This is a genomic window from Paenibacillus sp. FSL H7-689 (assembly GCF_000517905.1).
Classification (GTDB): Bacteria; Bacillota; Bacilli; order Paenibacillales; family Paenibacillaceae; genus Paenibacillus; species Paenibacillus amylolyticus.
Genome location: NZ_ASPU01000017.1, coordinates 152,611 through 174,047, shown reverse-complemented (window position 1 = coordinate 174,047; position 21,437 = coordinate 152,611). Strand labels below are relative to the sequence as shown.

Annotated in this window: 18 protein-coding genes; 17 read left to right on the top strand and 1 reads right to left on the bottom strand. The window is 47.6% G+C overall.

The window, feature by feature from the left end:
* The first annotated feature begins 111 nt into the window (after positions 1 to 111).
* The 17 genes from C170_RS16775 (at position 112) to C170_RS16695 (ending at position 20,825) form a co-directional block, all read left to right on the top strand.
* On the top strand, positions 112 to 1,698 hold the full coding sequence (locus C170_RS16775; RefSeq protein WP_036611935.1) for an MFS transporter: 1,587 nt from the start codon (positions 112 to 114) through the stop codon (positions 1,696 to 1,698).
* 436 nt (positions 1,699 to 2,134) lie between these two features.
* A complete protein-coding gene (locus tag C170_RS16770) occupies positions 2,135 to 3,169 on the top strand; it encodes an LCP family protein (protein WP_036611933.1) in 1,035 nt (344 codons plus the stop codon).
* A 184-nt stretch (positions 3,170 to 3,353) separates the two neighbouring features.
* Positions 3,354 to 3,779 (top strand): CBS domain-containing protein, encoded by a 426-nt coding sequence (locus C170_RS16765; RefSeq protein ID WP_017691444.1) that lies wholly within the window; start codon positions 3,354 to 3,356, stop codon positions 3,777 to 3,779.
* A 265-nt stretch (positions 3,780 to 4,044) separates the two neighbouring features.
* Positions 4,045 to 4,347, top strand: a complete 303-nt coding sequence (locus tag C170_RS16760; RefSeq protein ID WP_036611930.1) for a MazG-like family protein — start codon at positions 4,045 to 4,047, stop codon at positions 4,345 to 4,347.
* 5 nt (positions 4,348 to 4,352) lie between these two features.
* Complete coding sequence (locus tag C170_RS16755) at positions 4,353 to 5,264, top strand: DUF2232 domain-containing protein (RefSeq protein WP_036612044.1); 912 nt, start codon at positions 4,353 to 4,355, stop codon at positions 5,262 to 5,264.
* Between the two features lie 11 nt (positions 5,265 to 5,275).
* Entirely contained in the window at positions 5,276 to 7,267 is a 1,992-nt protein-coding gene (locus C170_RS16750; RefSeq protein ID WP_036611927.1) for a DHH family phosphoesterase, read from the top strand.
* Positions 7,264 to 7,707 carry a 50S ribosomal protein L9 gene (gene rplI, locus C170_RS16745; RefSeq protein ID WP_036611925.1) on the top strand — a complete coding sequence of 148 codons (444 nt, stop codon included), beginning with the start codon at positions 7,264 to 7,266 and terminating at the stop codon, positions 7,705 to 7,707. Before C170_RS16750 ends, rplI begins: the two co-directional genes overlap by 4 nt.
* Position 7,708: 1 nt before the next feature.
* Complete coding sequence (gene dnaB, locus C170_RS16740) at positions 7,709 to 9,070, top strand: replicative DNA helicase (RefSeq protein WP_036611922.1); 1,362 nt, start codon at positions 7,709 to 7,711, stop codon at positions 9,068 to 9,070.
* Positions 9,071 to 9,515: 445 nt separating this feature from the next.
* Entirely contained in the window at positions 9,516 to 10,802 is a 1,287-nt protein-coding gene (locus C170_RS16735) for an adenylosuccinate synthase (protein WP_036611919.1), read from the top strand.
* Positions 10,803 to 11,024: 222 nt separating this feature from the next.
* The gene (locus tag C170_RS16730; RefSeq protein ID WP_036611916.1) at positions 11,025 to 11,792 is read left to right on the top strand and encodes a hypothetical protein; all 768 of its coding nucleotides are present in this window, start codon (positions 11,025 to 11,027) and stop codon (positions 11,790 to 11,792) included.
* Between the two features lie 289 nt (positions 11,793 to 12,081).
* On the top strand, positions 12,082 to 12,891 hold the full coding sequence (locus tag C170_RS16725) for a class I SAM-dependent methyltransferase (protein ID WP_235200779.1): 810 nt from the start codon (positions 12,082 to 12,084) through the stop codon (positions 12,889 to 12,891).
* A 486-nt stretch (positions 12,892 to 13,377) separates the two neighbouring features.
* Positions 13,378 to 14,910 carry a peptidoglycan DD-metalloendopeptidase family protein gene (locus C170_RS16720; RefSeq protein ID WP_036611913.1) on the top strand — a complete coding sequence of 511 codons (1,533 nt, stop codon included), beginning with the start codon at positions 13,378 to 13,380 and terminating at the stop codon, positions 14,908 to 14,910.
* 247 nt (positions 14,911 to 15,157) lie between these two features.
* Entirely contained in the window at positions 15,158 to 15,880 is a 723-nt protein-coding gene (yycF, locus tag C170_RS16715; protein WP_017691453.1) for a response regulator YycF, read from the top strand.
* On the top strand, positions 15,880 to 17,730 hold the full coding sequence (gene walK / locus C170_RS16710) for a cell wall metabolism sensor histidine kinase WalK (protein WP_036611909.1): 1,851 nt from the start codon (positions 15,880 to 15,882) through the stop codon (positions 17,728 to 17,730). The genes yycF and walK overlap by 1 nt, the downstream gene beginning before the upstream one ends.
* On the top strand, positions 17,714 to 18,994 hold the full coding sequence (locus tag C170_RS16705; RefSeq protein WP_036611905.1) for a YycH family regulatory protein: 1,281 nt from the start codon (positions 17,714 to 17,716) through the stop codon (positions 18,992 to 18,994). Before walK ends, C170_RS16705 begins: the two co-directional genes overlap by 17 nt.
* A 274-nt stretch (positions 18,995 to 19,268) precedes the next feature.
* Positions 19,269 to 20,012, top strand: a complete 744-nt coding sequence (gene yycI / locus C170_RS16700; protein WP_036612041.1) for a two-component system regulatory protein YycI — start codon at positions 19,269 to 19,271, stop codon at positions 20,010 to 20,012.
* A 6-nt stretch (positions 20,013 to 20,018) separates the two neighbouring features.
* On the top strand, positions 20,019 to 20,825 hold the full coding sequence (locus C170_RS16695; protein ID WP_036611902.1) for an MBL fold metallo-hydrolase: 807 nt from the start codon (positions 20,019 to 20,021) through the stop codon (positions 20,823 to 20,825).
* Here C170_RS16695 and C170_RS16690 read toward each other — a convergent pair.
* Positions 20,794 to 21,006 carry a hypothetical protein gene (locus tag C170_RS16690; RefSeq protein ID WP_036611899.1) on the bottom strand — a complete coding sequence of 71 codons (213 nt, stop codon included), beginning with the start codon at positions 21,004 to 21,006 and terminating at the stop codon, positions 20,794 to 20,796. The genes C170_RS16695 and C170_RS16690 overlap by 32 nt on opposite strands.
* Positions 21,007 to 21,437 lie beyond the last annotated feature (431 nt).

Genomic DNA, 21,437 nt, shown 5'->3' with positions numbered 1-21,437 from the left:
TTTTGTTTTAAAATGACCAGTGAGTCATTATTATTCAATTCGGTTTAATATATATGTACCAAACCAACTGTACGATACTGAATTTAAGATCTGATCGGGAGGTAACATGTGATGCAAAAACAAATGAAATGGCCGCTAATCCTGTTTGCCATAGGGGTATTTATGGCTGCGCTGGATAACGGGATCATCACCTCTTCACTGACCACCTTAAATGCATCATTTGGTGTGTCGCCAACATGGGGAGCATGGACGATTACGCTTTACACGCTGGGGCTTGCGGTGAGTGTACCTATTGCGGGCAAACTGTCGGACCGTTATGGTCGCAAGAAGCTATTTTTGATTGAAGTGGCGTTGTTTGGGATCGGGTCCCTGCTCGTCGCGCTGAGCACATCGTTTACCTTTTTCCTGATTGCTCGTGTCATTCAAGCTTTGGGCGGTGGGGGGATCTTTATCATTGCCAGCTCATACGTATTAAGCAAGTTCCCGGCGGAGCGACAAGGTACAGCCTTGGGTCTGCTCGGAGGGATGAATGGTGTTGCCGCTATTTTGGGACCCAATGTCGGTGCTTTTATACTGGACCTTACGGGCAACTGGCATTGGTTATTCCTGATCAATGTACCTATCGCGATTCTGCTGTTCATTGCAGGTATTCGATTTATTCAGGAAGAGCAGGAACTGAATCGTGCAGCAGTGGACTGGAGCGGTATTGCTGTCCTAACGTTGGGTGTACTCAGTTTAATGTATAGCTTCAGCAATCTGGACGGTGTGAACATGCTTCAAAGTCTGGGATCACCGATGTTCTACGGCTTTTTCTTAGCAGGTGTAATCATCCTGGTGCTCTTTTACTTCATGGAAAAAAGGCTGGAAGGATCTGAACGTGAACCTGTTGTATCGACACAGCTTCTGGGCATTGCTTCCTTTCGCTGGACGTTGCTAATTGCCTTTTTCTCGGGAGCCATTCTGGCCTCAGTGATCTTCATTCCCGGATTTGTTGAGCAATATCTCGGCGTATCCAATACAGCTTCCGGGTACTGGTTTACTCCACTCGCGCTGGCATCCGGCATCGGGGCAGGTGGAGGTGGATACCTCGTTGACCGCAAAGGGCCGATCTGGACGTTATCGGTTGCGGGGCTGTTATCTGCCATTGGATTCCTGCTGTTCCCGCTATGGGTGGAGCATATCTGGCAATTTGTCATCGCGAGTACACTCGTAGGTATCGGTTTCGGCATGATGCTTGGTGCGCCAGTTAACGTACTTGTCACGGAACAGGCGGGGGAGAACAACAAAGGCATCGCGGTAGCGACCAGCTCGTTATTCCGCCAGATGGCGATGGCTATTGCACCTACGATTTTCGCTGGATTCCTGGCACGTTCTTTCATTAATCTGGGGTCCAACATTCAGGCAGGATTCGCTGACAAAGGAATTCAGGTGCCGCCTGAAATGCTGGAGCAATATGCCTCGGGTGGAGCATCAGGCAGTGATGTATCCAGTCTGACAGAGGGCCTGTCCCAGATTCCTGATGCAAGTATTCGTGATGTGTTGCTCCAGGCAGTGCATCAAACGACAGGGCAGGGTTATAATGGCCTTTTCTGGTCTGCGGTGGTATTCAGTGTGCTTACGCTGGTAGCTGCGCTTATAACGGGACGTCTGCGTCAAAAAGAGAAGAGCCAACATGTGGAAAGTATATCCACAAACTGATTCGATAACGTTAGAAATGAAGAGAACAGTGCACCTTTTGTAGCTAAAAAGGAGTCGCTGTTCTTTTCAATTTAACCGGATTGTAACTTTTCTTGCTCCTGCAATGATTACAATAGAACGAGCGTAAGCGGTGTCTTGATTCCAGAGAGAGAAAACTTCAGTGAACACCGAGTCACAAGACATCTCAGACGTTTAATTGGTATTATATAAGTTGAACGAATCGTTACACTTCATCACTGCGAGTTCAGAATAACCTTCCGATCGCTGTTATCCCCAGATTTTTTTGATTTCCTTATTCCAAAGGTAAAAATCCGGTGATAAAGGCGAGCGCTACGCTTCTTCAGGTTTTTTCTGACCTCTCCGTTATTAGTGTAAATATTAGATGAAACTTATATAGTAGGCAGTATCATTTTGATAGTGAAGAAGGAATCAATGGATGAAAAGCAGAACTAAAGATAAGAAGAAGAAAAGAAGAAAAGGCCTATATATAACGCTCGTTTCACTTGTTGTTTTGTTAATCGGAGGTTATTTGTTCCGTCAGCAACTGGCTGTAGCGGCATTTGATCTGTTTCTCGCCGGTTCGGTAGAAGATCAGTTATCCCGTTCTTATGTACCGCAGGAAGGCAACAACACGCCTGATCCAACGGTATACCGTAAGGAACCATTTTCCGTATTACTGCTCGGTTCGGACAAACGCGCCTATGAAAAAACGCGTGGACGTTCCGATACCGTCATCTATGCTGTAGTACGTCCGAAGGAATCCCGTGTGCTGTTGGTATCCATTCCACGTGATACGTATGTGCAGATTGTAGGACGGGATGCCAACAAGGACGGCGAAGATGATTATGATAAGCTGGCGCATGCCTATGCTTTTGGTGGGGAGAATATGTCCATCAATACCGTGGAGAAATTTCTTGATGCTGATGTGGGTTATTATGCAACGATCAACTTCGACGGAATCAAAAAAGTGGTTGATGCGCTCGGTGGTGTAAAACTGCCAATTGATGAGGACATTGTGAACAAGAATCCGGATCATGTGCAATTCACGATTGAAGGCGGTAAGCCGATCTATGACGGGCAGGAAGCACTGTATTATGTAAGATACCGTGAGGATAGCGATTTTAATCGTACCAAGCGGCAGCAGATTTTCCTAAACTCGATGGCGAATGAGATGCTGAATTTGAATCAAATTGCCAAAATTCCGGAACTGATTCAGATCATGGGAGACAGCTTCCAGACGGATATGCGAGCTTCTTTCATTATTGATCTGGCCAAACAAGTGCTTACTCAGGAGAAACCGCAGATTTCAAGCTTCACCATCCTGGGTGAGGGAATGAAAAAAGACGGTATCTATTATGGTCAGGCTGACGAGAAAGATGTCCAATATGCCAAAGAGCTGATTAACAACTGGATGGATCAATCGACCCCAGCCGGTGAAGTCATGATCCCTGACCGGCAAAAGATTGAATAACCAATTCCATACCAATGATGTGTTGTAGACCACAATCAGCAGTACGTTTATTCGCGGGCTGCTGTTTTTTTTCTTTGTATTGAGAACTATTATCCTTTTGGAACATCCTGCGTTCTGATCCGTATAATATAAGTTGAGCGAGATAAGTTGAACGAAGAAATTCACAAGGAGGATACACAAGGGTATGAACATCGCATTTTTTTTGCTACCCAAACAAGAGGTTACGTGCGTGACGTCGGATTCTACGCTACGGCAAACGTTGGAACGGATGGAATATCATCGTTTTACGGCGGTACCCATTTTGAATAAAGAGGGCAAATATATTGGTACGGTTACCGAAGGCGACTTACTGTGGTATATGAAGAATGCCGAGGGAAAGATTTCATTTGAAAACGCTTCAAAGTTCTTGCTCAAGGATGTTCCCCTTCGCTTGGATATTAAACCTGTATCCATTAACGCCAACATGGAGGACCTGATTAATCTGGCTAAAGTTCAGAACTTTGTTCCTGTGGTCGATGATATGGATCGGTTCATTGGTATTGTCAGACGGAGTCAGATTATTGAGTACTGCGAGGGCATTGTAGCCAAAGAATCGATCAAGGCGAAGTAAGGCTGTTACGAATTTAAACATTATTGTGTCATGATGGATAATCACAGCCGTCCGGTATCATGTTAAACTTAAGAAGTCCTGAATCAGGGGCGCATTCGAAGTTTTTTACAAATATATAGGTCGATAGGATGTACGGAGGACTCCGCATAAGTACCTGACATCAGTTTCGGAGAACTTCTCCGTTTTTTGGGGTAATTTTGCGGGCCCTCTTTTTATGCTATAATCGAGAATAAAGCTTTTTCGGGGGAGAGTGACTTTCGCCAATATGCCTAAAGAACTGGATGTAGCCAAACGTGCTAAAGTGATTGAATGGCTGAAAACCGAAGTGCTTGATCAGGTATCCCGATTATTCAAGGCGTTATGGGAAGGCAGTACAACTCGAATCGGGGACAGTCTTGCCAGTTTGATTATGAGTAGTTACATATTGGGCCGCAGGCTCGGTATTCCTTTCAAGGATCTGGATGCACTGCTAGTTGAGAAGTTGAAAAAGCATAAACAGGAAGGTCACCAGCTTGAAGACTGGTACCAGGATATTTCCTCGCTAGAAGATCATATGCGTAAGAGGTGAATTTGTTGAAATTTAGCTTTAAATCAGCTGTTTGGAGCGCAGTCTATCTGCTCTTGCTACTTTCGCTGTTAACTCCTTTATCGGTACTTGCCATATTTTTTATGATGATTCCGGGAGTTATTTTGTATGCTTCATTATCTTTAAAATCATTTATATGGCATCTCGTGCCCGTAGCCGTTATTTTGGTCGTATTCCACCCCATCTATCTGTTACTATTGCTCATCTTTACCCTGCCTGCAATCGTTATGGGTCACGCGTATAAAACACGCAAATCGGCCCTGTTCGCTCTGATGGCGGGAAGTGGCATGATGTTGGCAGAATACTTGTTGTTGCTCTTAGTCGGCAGTGTCATTTTCCAATTCGACCTGTCCAGTTATATTGAAGATGTGGTCAAATTGACCATTGAACCGTTAACCAATACATCGAATCAGATGATCAACGGTTTTGCATGGACACCTGAGATGACCGAGGATGTTGCCAAACAAACACAGCTTATGATTCCGTTTGCTCTCGTTGTCACATCGATGGTAATGGCCTTTATTACACACGCCATAGCTCGTCCAATTCTGAACGTGATGGGTGTGGTGGTATCGAAGCTTCCACCAGCGAGAGAATGGCGTATGCCGCGTGCATTGATCTGGTATTATTTCCTTGCTCTCTTGATCGAAGTGATCTCCAGACAAAGTGATGGAACATACTGGACCATGATTGCCATGAATCTGTCGCCGTTAATTAATCTGGGCTTCATGATTCAAGCGATCGGTTTCTTCTTCTTTCTCTCACATACAAAGAAATGGAATCCGGTTATACCATATTTCCTGGCGGCAGCGGTCTTCTTCATTGGTCCGCTTCGGATAATCGGAATTATCGATCTGGCGTTCCCGCTTCGTGAGGCAATATCGAAATCAAAACGATAGGGTGATGAGTCATGCCTAAATTTCTGAAGAAACGCTGGCACGGCTACTATACCGTATGGGCGTTCATACTGCTGCTGTTGCTCGTTATGTTCGTTACCATTTATAACTGGACGCTTGGTTTGATTAGTCTGATACTGGCTTCGGCGCTGGGAATCGTCATGATTAAGGCGGAGCTCGCGTTCCGCCGTGAGCTTAACGACTACATTAATGGCCTATCTATTCGGATCAAACGGATGGAGGGGGAAGCGGTCAGCATGCTTCCATTCGGAATTGTGCTGTACAGCGAAGATCGTACGGTAGAGTGGCATAACCGCTTTGTCGCGGAGATGTTCCAGGAGAAGACAATGGTGGGTAATCCGCTACTTAATTTGTTTCCCAAACTTCCTCAGCCTAAAGAGAAGAAGGATGGGACGAAGGAACATTCATCCAAGGAGTTCCATGACGAATTCCAGTTGGATGATCGGCATTATGGAGTTATTCATAACCCGCAGGAGCGGTATGTATATGTATACGAGATTACGGAGTTAGCCATTCTTCGTGATAAATATGAAAATGAACGCCTTGCATTGGGAATTCTCGTTCTGGATAACCTGGACGAGGCTGCCCAAGGCATGGACGATCAACAGCGTACAGCACTGATTGCCCGAGTGACCAGCGAAATTACGTCTTGGGCCAAGCGGTACGAAGTGTACCTGCGCCGTCTGTCTTCTGATCGTTATCTGTTGATGCTGAATCATAAGTCTTTGCAGGAACTGGAACAGAGCCGATTTGTCATTTTGGATGAGGTTCGGGAGATGACTGCTGACCTCAAAGTGCCAATGACACTCAGTGTTGGACTGGCGTTTGGATCGGATAGCATCAGTGAGATGGGAGAACTGGCACAGTCCAGTCTGGACATGGCACTTGGACGTGGTGGTGATCAGGCTGCCGTGAAATCCGGACAACGCCTGTCTTTCTATGGCGGCAAGTCTAACGCAGTGGAGAAACGGACACGGGTAAGAGCCCGCGTTATTGCGCACGCGCTGCGTGATCTCATGCAGGAGAGCGATCGGGTGCTCATCATGGGGCACAAAATTCCGGATATGGACGCGATCGGTGCATCCATCGGAGTGTGGAAAGCGGCCAGTCTGTACAATGTGGAAGCCCGAATTGTTCTGGATGGAATTAATCCATCAATTGAACGCATGATGGAGCAAGTGAACAAGGACGAGAAGTTGTCCAAAGCATTTGTATCACCGGAACAGGCAACCCAGATGATGACCGAGCACACGTTGCTGGTGGTGGTGGATACTCATAAGGCCTCCATGACCATGGAACCGAAACTGGTACAGTCTGCTACCCGTGTCGTAGTTGTGGATCACCATCGGCGGGGTGAAGAGTTCATCAATGATGCAGTGTTGATCTATCTGGAACCTTATGCGTCTTCTGCTGCCGAATTGGTAACCGAACTCTTGCAATACATTCATGATAAGGTACAATTCACTCCGCTAGAAGCTACGGCTCTACTTGCCGGGATTACGGTGGATACGAAGCATTTTGCACTGCACACGGGGTCCAGAACGTTCGAAGCGGCAGGCTTCTTGCGCCGTAGCGGTGCGGACACCATTATGATCCAGCGGTTGATGAAAGAGGATCTGTCAGAATATATTGCTAAGGCAGAAATCATAAAGCATGCTAAAATGGTATATGGAAACATTGCGCTGGCGGTCACAGACCCTGGTAGCAAGATTTCACAGATGATGATCGCCCAGGTGGCGGATACATTGCTGAATATGACTGACGTGGTCGCTTCATTTGTGATTAGTGAGCGTCCGGATGGACTGATTGGCATCAGCGCGAGATCGCTGGGGCGCATGAATGTTCAAGTTGTCATGGAACGACTGGGCGGTGGCGGACATTTGACGAATGCTGCCGTGCAGCTTGAAGGAACGCTTGGAGAGGCAGAAAAACGGCTGACGAACGTACTGGCTGAAATCGAAAAGGAAGAGGGGCTGTTCGAATGAAAGTCATTTTTATAAAAGATATGAAGGGTCAAGGCAAGAAAGGGCAAGTGAAAGAAGTATCTGAGGGTTACGCACAGAACTTCTTACTGCCACGGGGAATCGCACGTCTGGCAACAGACGGCAACATGAAGACACTGGACAACCAGAAGGCGGCTGAGGAAAGACTCAAACAGGAAGAGAAAGCTGAAGCGGAAGCACTTGCGAAGAAGCTGGAAGCAGAAGTGACTGAACTGAAAGCCAAGTCCGGCGAAGGTGGTCGTCTGTTTGGCGCCATTACGAGCAAACAGATCGCAGAAGCTTTGTCTAAAAAGGGTCTGAAAGTAGACAAACGCAAAATTGAGCTGGACGAGCCTATTCGTACACTCGGCGTAACACAAGTAACTGTCAAGGTTCACCCTGAAGTGAAGGCAACCTTGAAGGTACAGGTAACGGAAGAGTAAGATGGGCGGAGAAATGTTATTCGACCGGATTCCCCCGCAGAACCTGGAAGCCGAACAGGCCGTGCTGGGTGCAATCCTGTTGCAGGGCGAGGCCCTGATTACAGCGATGGAACGGGTGCAAACCGAGGATTTCTATGATAAACCCCATCAATTAATCTTTGAAGCGATGATCCAGCTTGGTGAGGGAAATCAACCGATTGACCTTGTTACACTGACTTCGCTTCTGAAGGATAAAGGTGAGTTGGAGGACATCGGGGGCGTTAGTTATCTGGCTAAGCTAGCCCATGGTGTACCTACAGCCGCGAACGTAGACTATTACGCTCAGATTATCGAAGAGAAATCGATGCTGCGTCGCCTGATTCGTACGGCAACACAGATCGTGAGCGAAGGATATACAGGCGGCGAAGATGTTGCAGCGATGCTCGGAGAAGCTGAACGTCGCATTCTGGAGATCTCCAACCGTCGCTCCAGTAGTGGTTTTATAGCCATTCAGGACGTATTGATGGAAGTATTCGATCGTGTGGAAACACTTCATCAGAATAAGGGTACAACGACAGGTATTCCGTCCGGGTTTATCGATCTGGACAAGATGACTGCCGGATTCCAGCGCAGTGACTTGATCATTGTAGCGGCCCGTCCTTCCGTAGGTAAGACGGCCTTCGCCCTGAATATCGCTCAGAACGTAGCCATTCGGGCCCAGGAGACGGTAGCCATCTTCAGTCTGGAGATGTCAGCCGCCCAGCTGGTGCAACGTATGATCTGTGCGGAAGCCAACCTGGATGCCAGCGTGATGCGTATGGGTGATTTCAAGGGTGATGAAGATTGGCAGAAGCTGACGATGGGTATTGCAGCTTTGTCAGAAGCCAACATCTTCATAGATGATACGCCAGGGATTACCGTAGCGGATATTCGTGCCAAATGCCGTCGTCTGAAGAAAGAGAAAGGCCTTGGCATGATCCTGATTGACTATCTTCAACTGATTAGTGGACGTGGTAAAGCAGGGGAGAACCGTCAACAAGAGGTATCCGAGATCTCACGTACACTGAAACAGATTGGCCGGGAACTGGAAGTTCCGGTTATTGCCTTGTCCCAGCTGAGCCGGGGTGTAGAGCAACGTCAGGACAAACGTCCGATGATGAGTGACTTGCGGGAATCGGGTTCAATCGAGCAAGATGCCGACATCGTAGCGTTCCTGTACCGGGATGACTACTATAACCAGGAGACCGAGAAGAAAAATATTATTGAGATCATTATCGCCAAACAGCGTAATGGTCCGGTAGGTACGGTTGAACTGGTCTTCCTGAAAAACTTTAATAAATTCGTCAATTACGAGAGGGCACACAATGATGCCTTCGCGATGTAATGGGCAGGTGCTGAAGGCTTCGATCAAGAAGCCAGAATCGTCTGTCCCGAAGATCAACCATTAGAGCAACTGAACTCAAACATGTGTGATAAATACCAGATATAGATTCATATTGAAATGGGTATCCTTGAACCGGTGATAGCAGTCAAGCAAGCTTGGACTGAAGTCTCCGGTTTTTTGTGTTGAAATAATGGGTAAATCCCGAACATTACGGTTGTACTATATCTAATTGTTCGCCATTTGATTTGACTTTGAAAAAGGGTACTGGTACACTAATACTGCTGCGTTAAAGCAGCGCAAACCTTCCCTTGAATGTAACGGAAGGACATTTTTACTGTCCGTTAGCACGCTTCTCAGTCGGTTTATTGCGTAACATGCCTGCCGGGATAGAGGACGGACAGACCAATACAAAGGTGCGCAAGGCACCCACGGAGGAATGTTAACTATGTCAACGGTAGTTGTAGTGGGAACGCAATGGGGAGACGAAGGAAAAGGTAAAATCACGGATTATTTGGCGGAGAGCGCTGATGTGGTGGCTCGTTATCAAGGTGGTAACAATGCGGGTCATACAATTCTGATTGATAACAAAAAATATAAACTGACGATGATTCCATCAGGGATTTTCTACACGGATAAAGCGTGTGTGATTGGTAACGGAATGGTTATCAACCCGAAGGCACTCATCGAAGAAATTAACTATATTCATGACAATGATTTCACAACGAAGAACCTGTCCATCAGTGAGCGTGCACATATCATCCTGCCATATCACATGGTACTGGATGCACTCGAAGAAGAGAGCAAAGGTCCGAACAAAATCGGTACAACTGGCAAAGGAATTGGCCCATGTTACATGGACAAATCAGCCCGTATTGGTATTCGGATGGTTGACCTGCTGGATGCTGAAGATTTCGAACTGAAACTGCGTCATCTGGTCAAAGAAAAGAACCGCGTCATCGAGCAAGTTTACGGCGGCCAGCCTGTTGATGTTGAAGAGATTCTGCAAGATTACCTCGGATATGCTGAAATTCTGCGTCCTTACGTACGTGATACATCCGTTGTTCTGAACGAATATATTGATGAGGACAAAAAGGTATTGTTTGAAGGCGCACAAGGCGTTATGTTGGACCTTGATCAAGGAACTTATCCATTTGTTACATCATCCAATCCGTCCGCAGGTGGCGTATGTATCGGTTCTGGCGTAGGCCCGGCTCGTATTCAGCAAGTCATTGGGGTAGCGAAAGCTTACACAACCCGTGTAGGAGATGGCCCATTCCCTACGGAATTGTATGATGCAATCGGTGACCAAATCCGTGAGACTGGACATGAGTACGGTACGGTAACTGGACGTCCACGTCGTGTAGGTTGGTTCGATAGTGTTGTTGTTCGCCACGCGCGTCGTGTCAGTGGAATCACAGGTCTGTCCCTGAACTCTCTGGACGTAATGACAGGTCTGGAAACTGTGAAAATCTGCACAGGATACAAATTCCGTGGCGAGGTCATCACACACTATCCGGCAAGCCTCAAAATGCTGGCAGAATGTGAAGCGGTATACGAAGAGATGCCAGGCTGGAGCGAAGATATCACTGGAGCTAAGAAACTTGAAGACCTGCCAGTGAACACACAGAATTATGTAAAACGTGTTTCTGAACTGACAGGCATTCCAATTGCCATCTTCTCTGTTGGTCGTAACCGTGAGCAAACGAATCAAGTTCTTCCAATCTACGAGTAATCGAAGAAATAGAGAGATTGTTTCTTGAATTATAAAATAGAATCCTCTGCCGACTTAGGCATGTTAAGCCTCCAGTTGTTGCTTTTATAGCGATGACTGGAGGTTTTTTGTATGTTTATCGGATATAATCCCGAGATTTCCGTCAATACTGGTTAACAGTAGAGTCACAGACCCCGACATGCGCATGTTAGACGGGTGGGATAATCGGAGGGAGAGAACGGAATGAAGTTGCTTGTGTGGTTTGTTAAAATCGTGCTGACCGTGGTGATGGTCAGTTCATTAACACTGCTCACGACCGGATTAATTGTACAGTCATATGCGAAGTCGCTACTTGCGAGTTTCAATATTCAGTGGGAAGGTCAACCCATGGGGTTAACCGCCATGTTCCAAGGTGCCTTGGGCGGTAAAACCAGCGAGGGGAACAAATCAGGAAATGGGACGACAGATCAGCCGACAGGAGCGGACGAAGAGCAGGTTCCGGAAGATGCTGTTTCAGTTATGGGGAATGGGACGGAGAGCGGTCAATCTGGGGTAGATGCAGGCAATAATGCGTCCCAAGGAAGTGGCTCAAACGAGGGCACAGGGGAAGGTTCAGGTACAGATACGACCGTAGGATCAAACTCAGGCACAAGTGCAGGCAATAGGACGGATACGGGCACGGGTAATGACTCAGGAACAGATCAGGGTAGTGGTTCAGCTTCAGGCAATGGAACCGGAGCGGCCAGCGGCGGTGCTTCTTCAGGCAATGATGCCATTGTTGTATCACCGGATGACATTACAGGAGCGAAGGACAAGCTGCCAGCAGAGGAGAAAGAAAAAATCTTCAGTCTGCTCATGAACAAGCTGCCGCAGAAAGAGATGCAGCAGATCTCAGGTGCCATGGAAGGTGGCCTAACGGAACAGGAATTACGTGAGATTGAACAGGTGATCTCGAAGTACCTGACCAGTGAAGAGTACGACAACCTGATGGAAGTACTGCAAACAGAATAGGATGATAGGCAGGCAGGGAAGACAGGCGTGCTCATAGACGTATCGCCTGATTCATAATGTAATGGACTTGTCGAGGATGATTGAATATAATTTATTTAAATAAATTCTGGAAATGCCTATAGGAGGGAAAAGTGTATGAAATATAAAGGTAAAGAACACAACATATAAAAACGTTCAGGCAACATTGCAGAAACCTCCAGTCCAATTCGTGGACCTCCGTTCATAGGTGCTTTCAAGAGAAACGATGGACTTGTGTTTACGAATACACTAATTGGAGGTTGTATTGACCATGAACTTATATCATTCTAATTCAGAACCATCAGTAAAAGAGTTTGCCGAGGCGGCGAAAGAGCGATACGAGCAAGGGCTGCAAGAGGCGGACCAGCCGTTTAGTGGCTGGGATTTTAGCTATGTAACAGGGAGTGAGCGACTTCAGAGCGGAATGTTGCCTTGGTCCTATGGAACTATGGCGCGCCGATTGATGAATCAGACAGAGCGAATGCTCGACATGGGGACGGGTGGAGGAGAAATGCTGTCCAGACTCCTTCCGCTTCCTCCATACACATGTGCGACCGAGGGCTATCTCCCCAATATACCTATTGCAGAGGAACGTTTACAGCCGCTCGGTGTGAAGGTGCTTCCAGTGACTGATGATTCGCAACTTCCTTTCACAGATGGGGAATTCGATCTGATTCTTAATCGGCATGAGTCGTATGATGAGCGGGAAGTTAGGCGGATTCTATCGGTAGGGGGAATGTTTCTAACTCAACAGGTAGGTTGGTCAGATTGCAGGGAGATCAATGATCGGCTCGGCATTCCTATGCCAGGGGATTACGCTGGATGGGAACTGGATCGTGCTGTTCTTCAGCTGGAACAGTCTGGATTCCGTATTCTGGAGCAACGGGAAGCAACCCCTGCACAACGTTTCTATGATATAGGCGCATTGGTATATTATCTAAAGACTATCCCGTGGCAAGTACCTGATTTCAAAGTGGAACAGTTCCGTCAGCCGTTAATGGATATTCATATGGAGATGGAGCACAATGGATTCTGGGAAGTACAGCAAAAGCGATTTGTAATTCTTGCAGTCAAAGAATAGAGACATAAAAGTTAATTTCTATTGTGGCATGAGCTGAAATCCAGTTTAAGATAAACCACAAACAGGTTGTTTACGTAATCCCTTATCAGAGTTGATCTGGTGAGGGATTTTATATGTATTTTTATGAAAAATAAAGCATATTTCACTGGGTCTTAGAACCTAGTCTTAATTTGCGAACAAAAGTACATAGTACAGCGGATGTTGAGGCATAATGGGTGATGGACCAGCCGTACTATCTTATGGATAATTAAGGGAAAGCAAGCGGGGCGTGGCTTTGCGGTGTGACGTGTAGAGTTGAAATGAGTGTAAAACCTGTGTTAAAGTATACGGGTGTGATAAAAGGTTAAAATTTTGACACTTTTACGAGCGCAGCTAAAGTCCTGATTTTGCGGACACCCAATACAAGTATCAACGAGCATGAAACAGACACGATGGGTGATGTCTTGACAGAAATGCGAACTGAGAAGTGCTGAAAAGGAGAGAATCATGAAAGGTTTCAGAGGCATACGCCAACCGGGCAAAGACCGGGTACACGAACAATCCGGGGAACACCGGACGGCCGAAGACAAAAACAACATGAGCATGTCCACCTTCAGTGTGAATAAGAAGCGCGTTCTGGCCTCGCGCAAATGGATCATTACAGTAGCATGTGGTGTATTCATCGCAGCATCGCTCGGGTTCGCAGGCAAACAATATGTTACTGCAAACACCGTACCGTACTATAAAGTAATGGTTAAAGGTAGCGAGATTGGTACCATTGCAGATGAGGCACAATTACAACAACTATTTACAGACAAAACTGAGGAATATCAACATAAATATCCGGATGCAGAGATGGTGCTGAACACGGATGGCATCACAACCGAAACGGTAAGAGCGTACAAACCTGAAGTGAACAGTGACGAGACGCTAGACAAACTGGGTGATATGCTGACAGCCTACGCCAAAGGTGTGGAGCTCAAGGTAGACGGTGAAGTCATTGGTATCGTGAAGGATCAGGCAACAGCTGATGCAATCCTGGAACAAGTGCAGAGCAAATACATATCGGCATCGGCTGTGCGAAGTTCGCTTAAGACGAAGTCGGTATCGGCTAACTCCTCGAAGAAAGAGGAGGGACCTAGCACAACCCTGAAGTCGGTAGGCATCAAGGAAGATGTAGCGACAGATGTGGTGAAGGCTGATCCAAATAAAATATGGGATGTGTCCGAGGCGGTTAAAGCTTTAACCGTTGGTAAAGACGCGCCTGTAACTTATGTGGTTCGTGAAGGAGATACAATCTCTTCGATCGCTGCCAAGTATGAAATTACACAAAGCGAGATTCGTAAGCATAATCCGGGCATCAAGGAAACGTCGCTTCAAATCGGAGACGAACTGACCTTGACCGTTCCGAAACCGGCGGTAACCGTTAAATCGGTTGAGCAGGTTGTTGAACAGATTGAGATCAAACCGCAAGTGGAAGTGCGCAAAAGTGACGAGTTGAAAGCAGGTACAACAAAAGTCGTGCGCCCAGGACAAAGCGGCTTGAAAAGCATGCAGTATCGTATAACCAAAGAAAATGGTGAAGTGGTTCAGGAAGAGTGGCTTGGTCAGGAAGTGATTAAAGCAGCTGTAACTGAAGTAGTCCTTAGCGGAACAAAAGTTGTTGGTGAAGGCTCAGGTGAATTTGCTTGGCCGGTATCAAATGCAACGATGAGTAGTAGCTTTGGACAACGTTGGGGTCGCCAGCACAAAGGTGTCGATCTGGTAGGTAACCGCGATGTGAAAGCGTCTGATGAGGGTGTAATTACTTTTGCAGGACAGAAAAGTGGTTATGGTAATGTCATCATTATTAACCACCGTAACGGATACGAAACACTGTATGGACATTTGAACAGCATTGGCGTTAAGGTTGGACAAGTGGTTGAAAAAGGCGAGAGTATCGGCGTTATGGGCAACACGGGTCGTTCGACTGGAACACATCTGCATTTTGAGATTATTAAGAATGGAACGGTAGAAAATCCGTTAACGTATCTGAACTAATATAGAACTTAAGTAGAGCAAGGTTGGCTATAATGCTGGCCTTGTTTTTTGCTGCTGTAAAAAATTTTCAGATGAAAGACCTTCCAAGCCCCTGATCGGGATGTGACGGTGCTTCAGGTATGTTAAACTAGAGAGTATAAACAACAAACTAGAGAAACAAATCAAGTAGGCTTGGTACAAGCTAAACATAGAAGAGAGATATAAACGCTAACGCGGATTAAGCAGGATATAGGGGTGAACTTAGCCGATGCAGGGGAAGATTTTGGTGGTGGACGATGAACAGCCCATCGCGGACATTCTGAAGTTTAATTTGGAAAAAGAGGGTTACGAGGTCATCTGTGCATTTGATGGCATTCGTGCGGTTGAATTGGCGTTATCCGAGAAACCGGACCTGATGCTGCTGGATCTGATGCTCCCGGGCAAGGACGGTATGGATGTCTGTCGCGAGGTGCGCGCTCATCTAGAGATGCCAATCATTATGCTTACCGCCAAGGATGGCGAGATCGACAAGGTGCTCGGACTAGAATTGGGTGCGGATGATTACGTGACGAAGCCATTCAGTACGCGTGAGTTGCTTGCACGGGTGAAGGCACAGATGCGCAGACGGCAAAAACTTGCGATTACGGCAGAAGCGCACGAAGACGAAGAGAAGCAGGTCATGCGGCTATTTGATCTGGCGTTTGATATGGACATGTATACGGCTTATAAAGGCGGAGAACCGCTTGATCTGACCCACCGTGAATACGAACTTCTCTATTATATGGCGAAGCATTCCGGCAAGGTTATGACACGGGAACATCTGCTGCAAGCGGTATGGGGATATGAATATTTCGGTGATGTACGTACCGTGGATGTCACGATCCGTCGTTTGCGTGAGAAGATTGAGGAGAATCCGAGCAAACCGGAAACGATTCTGACTCGCCGCGGGCTCGGTTATCTCGTGCGCAGTGCCAAAAGCGTGGGGATATAATGGGCCGATTCGCGCGATTTTCGTTCTTCCGAACGATTCAGGCGAAATTGATCATTATCTATGTACTGCTGATTCTGATTGCGATGCAATTGATCGGGGTTTATTTTGTGAGCGCGATGAAGAACTCACTAACGAGCAACTTTACGGAAGACTTGCAGGCGCGTGCGGAGATGCTGTCGGTTCTCGTGGGGGAGACGATGGCTGGTGGAGAAGCAGAGGCTGGCGAGGACAAAACGGAAAATCTGCGTGTGCTGGTGAACAACCTGTTCAACATTAACGGTGCCGAGATTCAGGTGCTGGATGCCAGCGGCAAGGTACTCACGACCTCGCTAAGTTCACATTCGGACTATGTGGGTCGCAAAAACACCCAGACCGTCGTCAGCCGTGCGCTGCAAGGCATTCGGGACAATGAGGAATATATCGTGGACGAGGATAATGTTCGCAAAAAGGTCGTCGCCAAGCCGGTGCTGTCCGGCGGCAAGATCATTGGTGCGGTCTACATCGCGGCATCCATGAACGAGCTGTATTCCACGATGGAGGGAATCAACAAAATCTTTATCTCCGGCATTTTGATTGCCTTGGTGCTAACGGCGGTACTTGGCGTGATCTTGTCTCATACGATAACGCAGCCGATTAAGGAAGTGACTCGGAGAGCGACAGCGGTCGCAGAAGGTAACTTCGATCAGCAGACACCTGTATTTGGCACGGATGAGATTGGTCAGCTCAGTCGGGCTTTTAACTATATGACCAGTAGGCTTCGGGACGCACTTTCACTGAATGAAGAGGAGAAGGAGAAGTTGACTTCCATTCTGACGAATATGAGTGATGGTGTGGTGGCTACGGATGAGTACGGTAAAGTCATTCTCGTAAACCGTCGTGCCAGCAGCATTCTGGGTATGCATCCTGCGGATATTGAAGGAAGACACTTCGCCATATTACTCGGTATTGATCCGGAGGATGCGGAAGCTCTCGCGAGTGGTTTCACAGGTTCAACGTTGTTACAGATTGCACCCGCAGGACAAGAAGAACCTGTGGTCATTCGGATGACGTTTACACCAGTTCATCGACGTGAACGGGGGATCACGGGAACGATTGCCGTACTTCAGGATGTTACGGAGCAGGAAGAGCTTGAGGCATCCCGGCGTGAATTCGTAGCCAATGTATCCCATGAACTGCGTACACCACTGACCACGATCAAGAGTTACGCGGAAGCACTGGATGACGGTGCACTGGAAGATCCGCAGCTTGCCGGTCGTTTCGTTGGTGTTATTCAGAACGAGACGGAGCGAATGATACGACTGGTTACGGATCTGCTGCATCTATCTCGGCTGGATTCCAAAGAGGCTTTGCTACGTAAACAGCCAACCGATATCCTGGAAATGCTGGAGGAAGTGACGGATCGATTCTCGTTTCAGATGCATCAGAAGGATATTCAGCCTGTGCTGTCTGTAGAGAATGATATTCCGGCTGTTCCGCTGGATCGTGACCAGATTGATCAGGTGCTGGATAATGTCGTGTCCAATGCGCTGAAATATACATTGGAAGGCGGCACCATTACAATTGCGGCTAGACGCAGTGATGAACAAGCACTTGCCATCTCGGTATCGGATACCGGAATGGGTATCCCACAGCGTGATTTGGATCGCATTTTTGAGCGGTTTTATCGGGTGGACAAGGCTCGTTCCCGCAGTATGGGAGGCACAGGGCTAGGACTGTCCATTGCCCGGGAAATTGTGAAGGCACATGATGGAAGCATCTCTTTGGAGTCTGAAGTAGATGTGGGAACGACAGTAACGTTCACACTGCCGATGCGTGAGAAAGGGGGTGAGCACCGTGAAGGAACGGATTAAATCCTTGGTGCTTGCTGCCCTTGTTGTAGCCAGTCTGGTTCAGAGTTATTTTCTGATCTACCGTTTGCCCGGAGGCGGGGATTCCATTGTGACGTCAGAAACGAACTATGTGAAGACGGAAAATATGGGTCAGGAACGCAATATTGAAGAATTGATCTTCCCTGATCAGATGATTATTCATCTGGGTGAGGATAAACATACGGTGTTTTACCCTGGCAATACGTTCTATCAGTTGATCTATTCACGGTTACAGGGGCGGGCGTTCGATGATTTTCAGCGCCGCAGTGTGCAATCGGTGAACTGGGATCAGATTCGCAAGGAGAACCCTGGGTTTGAGCTATCGTTCAAAGAAGGTATTCCCGTAGCATTGTTACAGCGGGTGATGAGGCTTGGGACGGATTCCTTGTTCCAAGGGGAGACCATTAACCGAATTTCGATCTATACGTCCAAAAATGAAACGAAGGCCCATGCGCTGTTCTTCAGCGCCAAGGGAGACGTGGTATACGAAGCAACGCAGGCGGACCTGACAGTACAAGACGTGCAACAGCATGTTGACTTCGGTACGAACTGGACGCCATATACGCTGATGGCTGGCGGGTATTATATCCCGGCCCAAGCTCTGGAGACGATTGAGGCAGATGTGCCGACAGGGCAATTCACGGTTGAGCAAATGCAGCGTAGTCTGTTTTTCGATCCAAGCATGACCCGGAATATCCGGGAAAAAGATGGATCGGAGATCTACACGGATAGTAAACGTAGTCTGCAGGTAAAACAGGAACAGCGCTGGATCAGTTACACCGATCCGGCGGCACCACCTGCGGGACAGATTGATCCCGCGAAGGATGCGTTGTCTGCGGTTGACTTTGTGAATCAGCATGGTGGCTGGAAAGGCCGTTCGCGCATGATGCTGGAGACCGCCGAGAGCAAGACGCAGCTTGAATTCCAGCAGTATTATGGCAGTTATCCGATTATGGATTCCATGCAGTTCCGCTTTGGCACGATCAGCATGGAGATGCAGCAGGAGACGGTATCCAGTTATGAACGATCACTGGAATACCTGAACGAAGGTGCAGAGACGAAGAAATCGGTGAAGTTGCCTGGCGGAGAAAAGCTGAAGGCTCTTATTAAAAAGGTAGCAGGTGAGAATCGCCAGGTCGTGGACGTGTACCCTGCTTATCGTCCTTCTTCGATTGAGGACGGACTAAAGCTGATCCCGGTATGGGTGATCCGCTTTGGAAACGGGGAGGAAACCACCGTTTCTTGATGGGTTGTAGGGTAATGGAGTCATTCGATATCCGAGCGAGGTGTAAGGTCACACGATAACGGAGAGGGCAGAAAAAAGCTGGAGAAGCGAAGCCAAAAGCTTTCTGAAAGAAAGCTGCATCGAAAGCATACGCTTCGCCTTTATCGCCGGATTTCTCCCTTAGGAAAAGGGAATCAAGAAATCTGGGGATAACAGCGATCGGAAGATTGTTCTGACCGCGGAGTGGGCCAGTGTGATATTAGTTGCTTTTATCAAATGGACGGAGGTGAATGTTTTGGATTGGGGACGGGCAAAAAATGTGTTGATCTATGCCTTTCTGCTGCTCAATCTGGTGCTGGGATACCAGATCTGGATGGATGCGCGAGAGACGGCCGGAGCCAATCTGGACTTCACCTCACTGGCAGATAATACACAGCAGGCGATGGAAGAGAAGGGCATTCAGGTGCTGGCTCCGATTCCAAATGAAACGCCAAAGCTGCCGAAGTTGTCCTATGAGTTCATTGAAGAGGACAAGGCTGGCGTGGATATGGAACTGGAACAGCCTGTAGATAGCAAGTTAATCTTCTCTCAAAGTGAGCTGGAAGATGCATTAGAGCGTGAGATTCCACAGATCGGGACATACCGGCTGGATCAGCTGATGGCCGAGGATGGGGCATTTGTGCTTCACCCACTGGTCGATGGCAAATGGCCGCTCTTCAATGTGAGTCTGGAGTTATTCTACAGCGACCAGAAAATAACGGGTTACCGTCAAACTCCAGTGCGGATTACAACCGCAGAGGAGAGCGATCAGCAGGTGCTTCCGGCGTCGAAGGCGCTGGGAACGCTGATCGAGAACTTTTTGCCAAATGATGCAATTGTTAAAGATATTCAGCTGGGCTATTACGGCCAGTTGTTCAATTCAGATATACAGGTAGCGATGCCGGCATGGCGGTTCGTGCTGGAAAGTGGCGAAGTGTTGTACGTGCAGGGCATCAGTGGGGATGTATTCAGTCCCAAGACAGACAAACCAGGGGAGTAATGCGTTATGGGGATATATTTTACCGTGTTATCCAGCGGTTCGACAGGTAATGCCACAGTCATACAACATGGGGGTACCTCTCTCATGATTGATGCGGGTCTTAGTGCGAAGCGATTGGATGCACTGTTTCAGGAAAGGGAGATTTCTGGGGCAGAATTGGACGGGATTCTGGTTACACATGAACATTCCGATCACATTAAAGGACTAGGCGCGATGTCTCGGAAATATAATTTACCAATCTACGCGAATCTGAATACGTGGGCGGCACTGGAGAAGTCGGTTGGGGCGATTCCAGAGGAAAACCGGAGGGTATTTGAGACGGGTGAAAAGCATGATTTTGGGTCACTGCGCGTGGAATCCTTCGGGATCTCGCATGATGCGGCTGAGCCGGTAGGCTACACATTCGATGATGGTACGGAGAAGCTGTCTGTTGCAACGGATCTTGGGTACATGAGCGACAAGGTTCGTGAAGCGATTTCCGATTCTGACGTGCTGGTGCTGGAGGCGAATCATGATGTCGAATTACTGCGTATGGGACGTTATCCATGGAACACCAAGCGCCGGATTTTGAGCGACATTGGGCATTTGTCGAACGAAGCGGCAGGGGCAGCGCTTAGTGAACTGATGAACGGACGCATCAAGCGCACGTATTTGGCACATCTTAGCCGAGATCATAATATGATGGACTTGGCAAAAATGTCGGTGCGCGACGCGATGGAGAGCCGTGGATGTTTTTATCGGGATCATGAGTTCAAACTCTGTGATACGTATTACGATCGTCCTACGCCATGGGATAGGGTGGGTGAGCCATAAAGCTGTCCAGTTCGGCGGCTTTGCGCTCAACTTCCTCGCGGGTTAGGATGCCTTTATCAATAAGTAGTTCAATGATGGTGCTGAGTGCAAGGGTATTGCGATAGTGTTCTTCCTTGAGATCGGCCAGCTTGGCCGCCATATGAACTTCATCCATGGCTGTAAGTGTACGTGTGCGATCCATATATATCCTCCTCTATTAAGCTTCGAATTGTCTTTTACTATTATTGTAGTCAGGCTTGATGGAAAACATTCCTCTTTTTGCCGCTAACATTTGTGTGATGAGACGTGTATGCTGAACCTGTGACTATGCAGGGGTGAAAAAGTTCTTCAAATTTGCCAAAATGGCGCTTAGCGGACCGGATTTTGTGGTGATAGATACTATGGACCTTTATTGTTAAGCGCGTTATAGCGGAAATTTGCTTTAATTTTCGTAAATATGCAACTTTTTGTGATTTGACGTGTTTAGTATATGAGGAGCATTGTGATTTTGGCTGTTTTGCGTGTGAAATGGCATGTCATAGAATGCGAGAGCATGATTGATAGAGTCACTGACAGAATGGCGTGTCCGTTCTGTTGTACATAGACGCTGTATCTTGATTTGATGCCGGGATG

Coding starts and splice junctions, on each gene's coding strand:
- C170_RS16725 (WP_235200779.1), top strand. CDS start 12,082: ATGAACTTATATCATTCTAATTCAGAACCATCAGTAAAAGAGTTTGCC.
- C170_RS16770 (WP_036611933.1), top strand. CDS start 2,135: ATGAAAAGCAGAACTAAAGATAAGAAGAAGAAAAGAAGAAAAGGCCTA.
- dnaB (WP_036611922.1), top strand. CDS start 7,709: ATGGGCGGAGAAATGTTATTCGACCGGATTCCCCCGCAGAACCTGGAA.
- C170_RS16690 (WP_036611899.1), bottom strand. CDS start 21,006: ATGGATCGCACACGTACACTTACAGCCATGGATGAAGTTCATATGGCG.
- C170_RS16750 (WP_036611927.1), top strand. CDS start 5,276: ATGCCTAAATTTCTGAAGAAACGCTGGCACGGCTACTATACCGTATGG.
- C170_RS16765 (WP_017691444.1), top strand. CDS start 3,354: ATGAACATCGCATTTTTTTTGCTACCCAAACAAGAGGTTACGTGCGTG.
- C170_RS16760 (WP_036611930.1), top strand. CDS start 4,045: ATGCCTAAAGAACTGGATGTAGCCAAACGTGCTAAAGTGATTGAATGG.
- C170_RS16735 (WP_036611919.1), top strand. CDS start 9,516: ATGTCAACGGTAGTTGTAGTGGGAACGCAATGGGGAGACGAAGGAAAA.
- C170_RS16775 (WP_036611935.1), top strand. CDS start 112: ATGCAAAAACAAATGAAATGGCCGCTAATCCTGTTTGCCATAGGGGTA.
- rplI (WP_036611925.1), top strand. CDS start 7,264: ATGAAAGTCATTTTTATAAAAGATATGAAGGGTCAAGGCAAGAAAGGG.
- C170_RS16720 (WP_036611913.1), top strand. CDS start 13,378: ATGAAAGGTTTCAGAGGCATACGCCAACCGGGCAAAGACCGGGTACAC.
- C170_RS16695 (WP_036611902.1), top strand. CDS start 20,019: ATGGGGATATATTTTACCGTGTTATCCAGCGGTTCGACAGGTAATGCC.
- yycF (WP_017691453.1), top strand. CDS start 15,158: ATGCAGGGGAAGATTTTGGTGGTGGACGATGAACAGCCCATCGCGGAC.
- walK (WP_036611909.1), top strand. CDS start 15,880: ATGGGCCGATTCGCGCGATTTTCGTTCTTCCGAACGATTCAGGCGAAA.
- C170_RS16730 (WP_036611916.1), top strand. CDS start 11,025: ATGAAGTTGCTTGTGTGGTTTGTTAAAATCGTGCTGACCGTGGTGATG.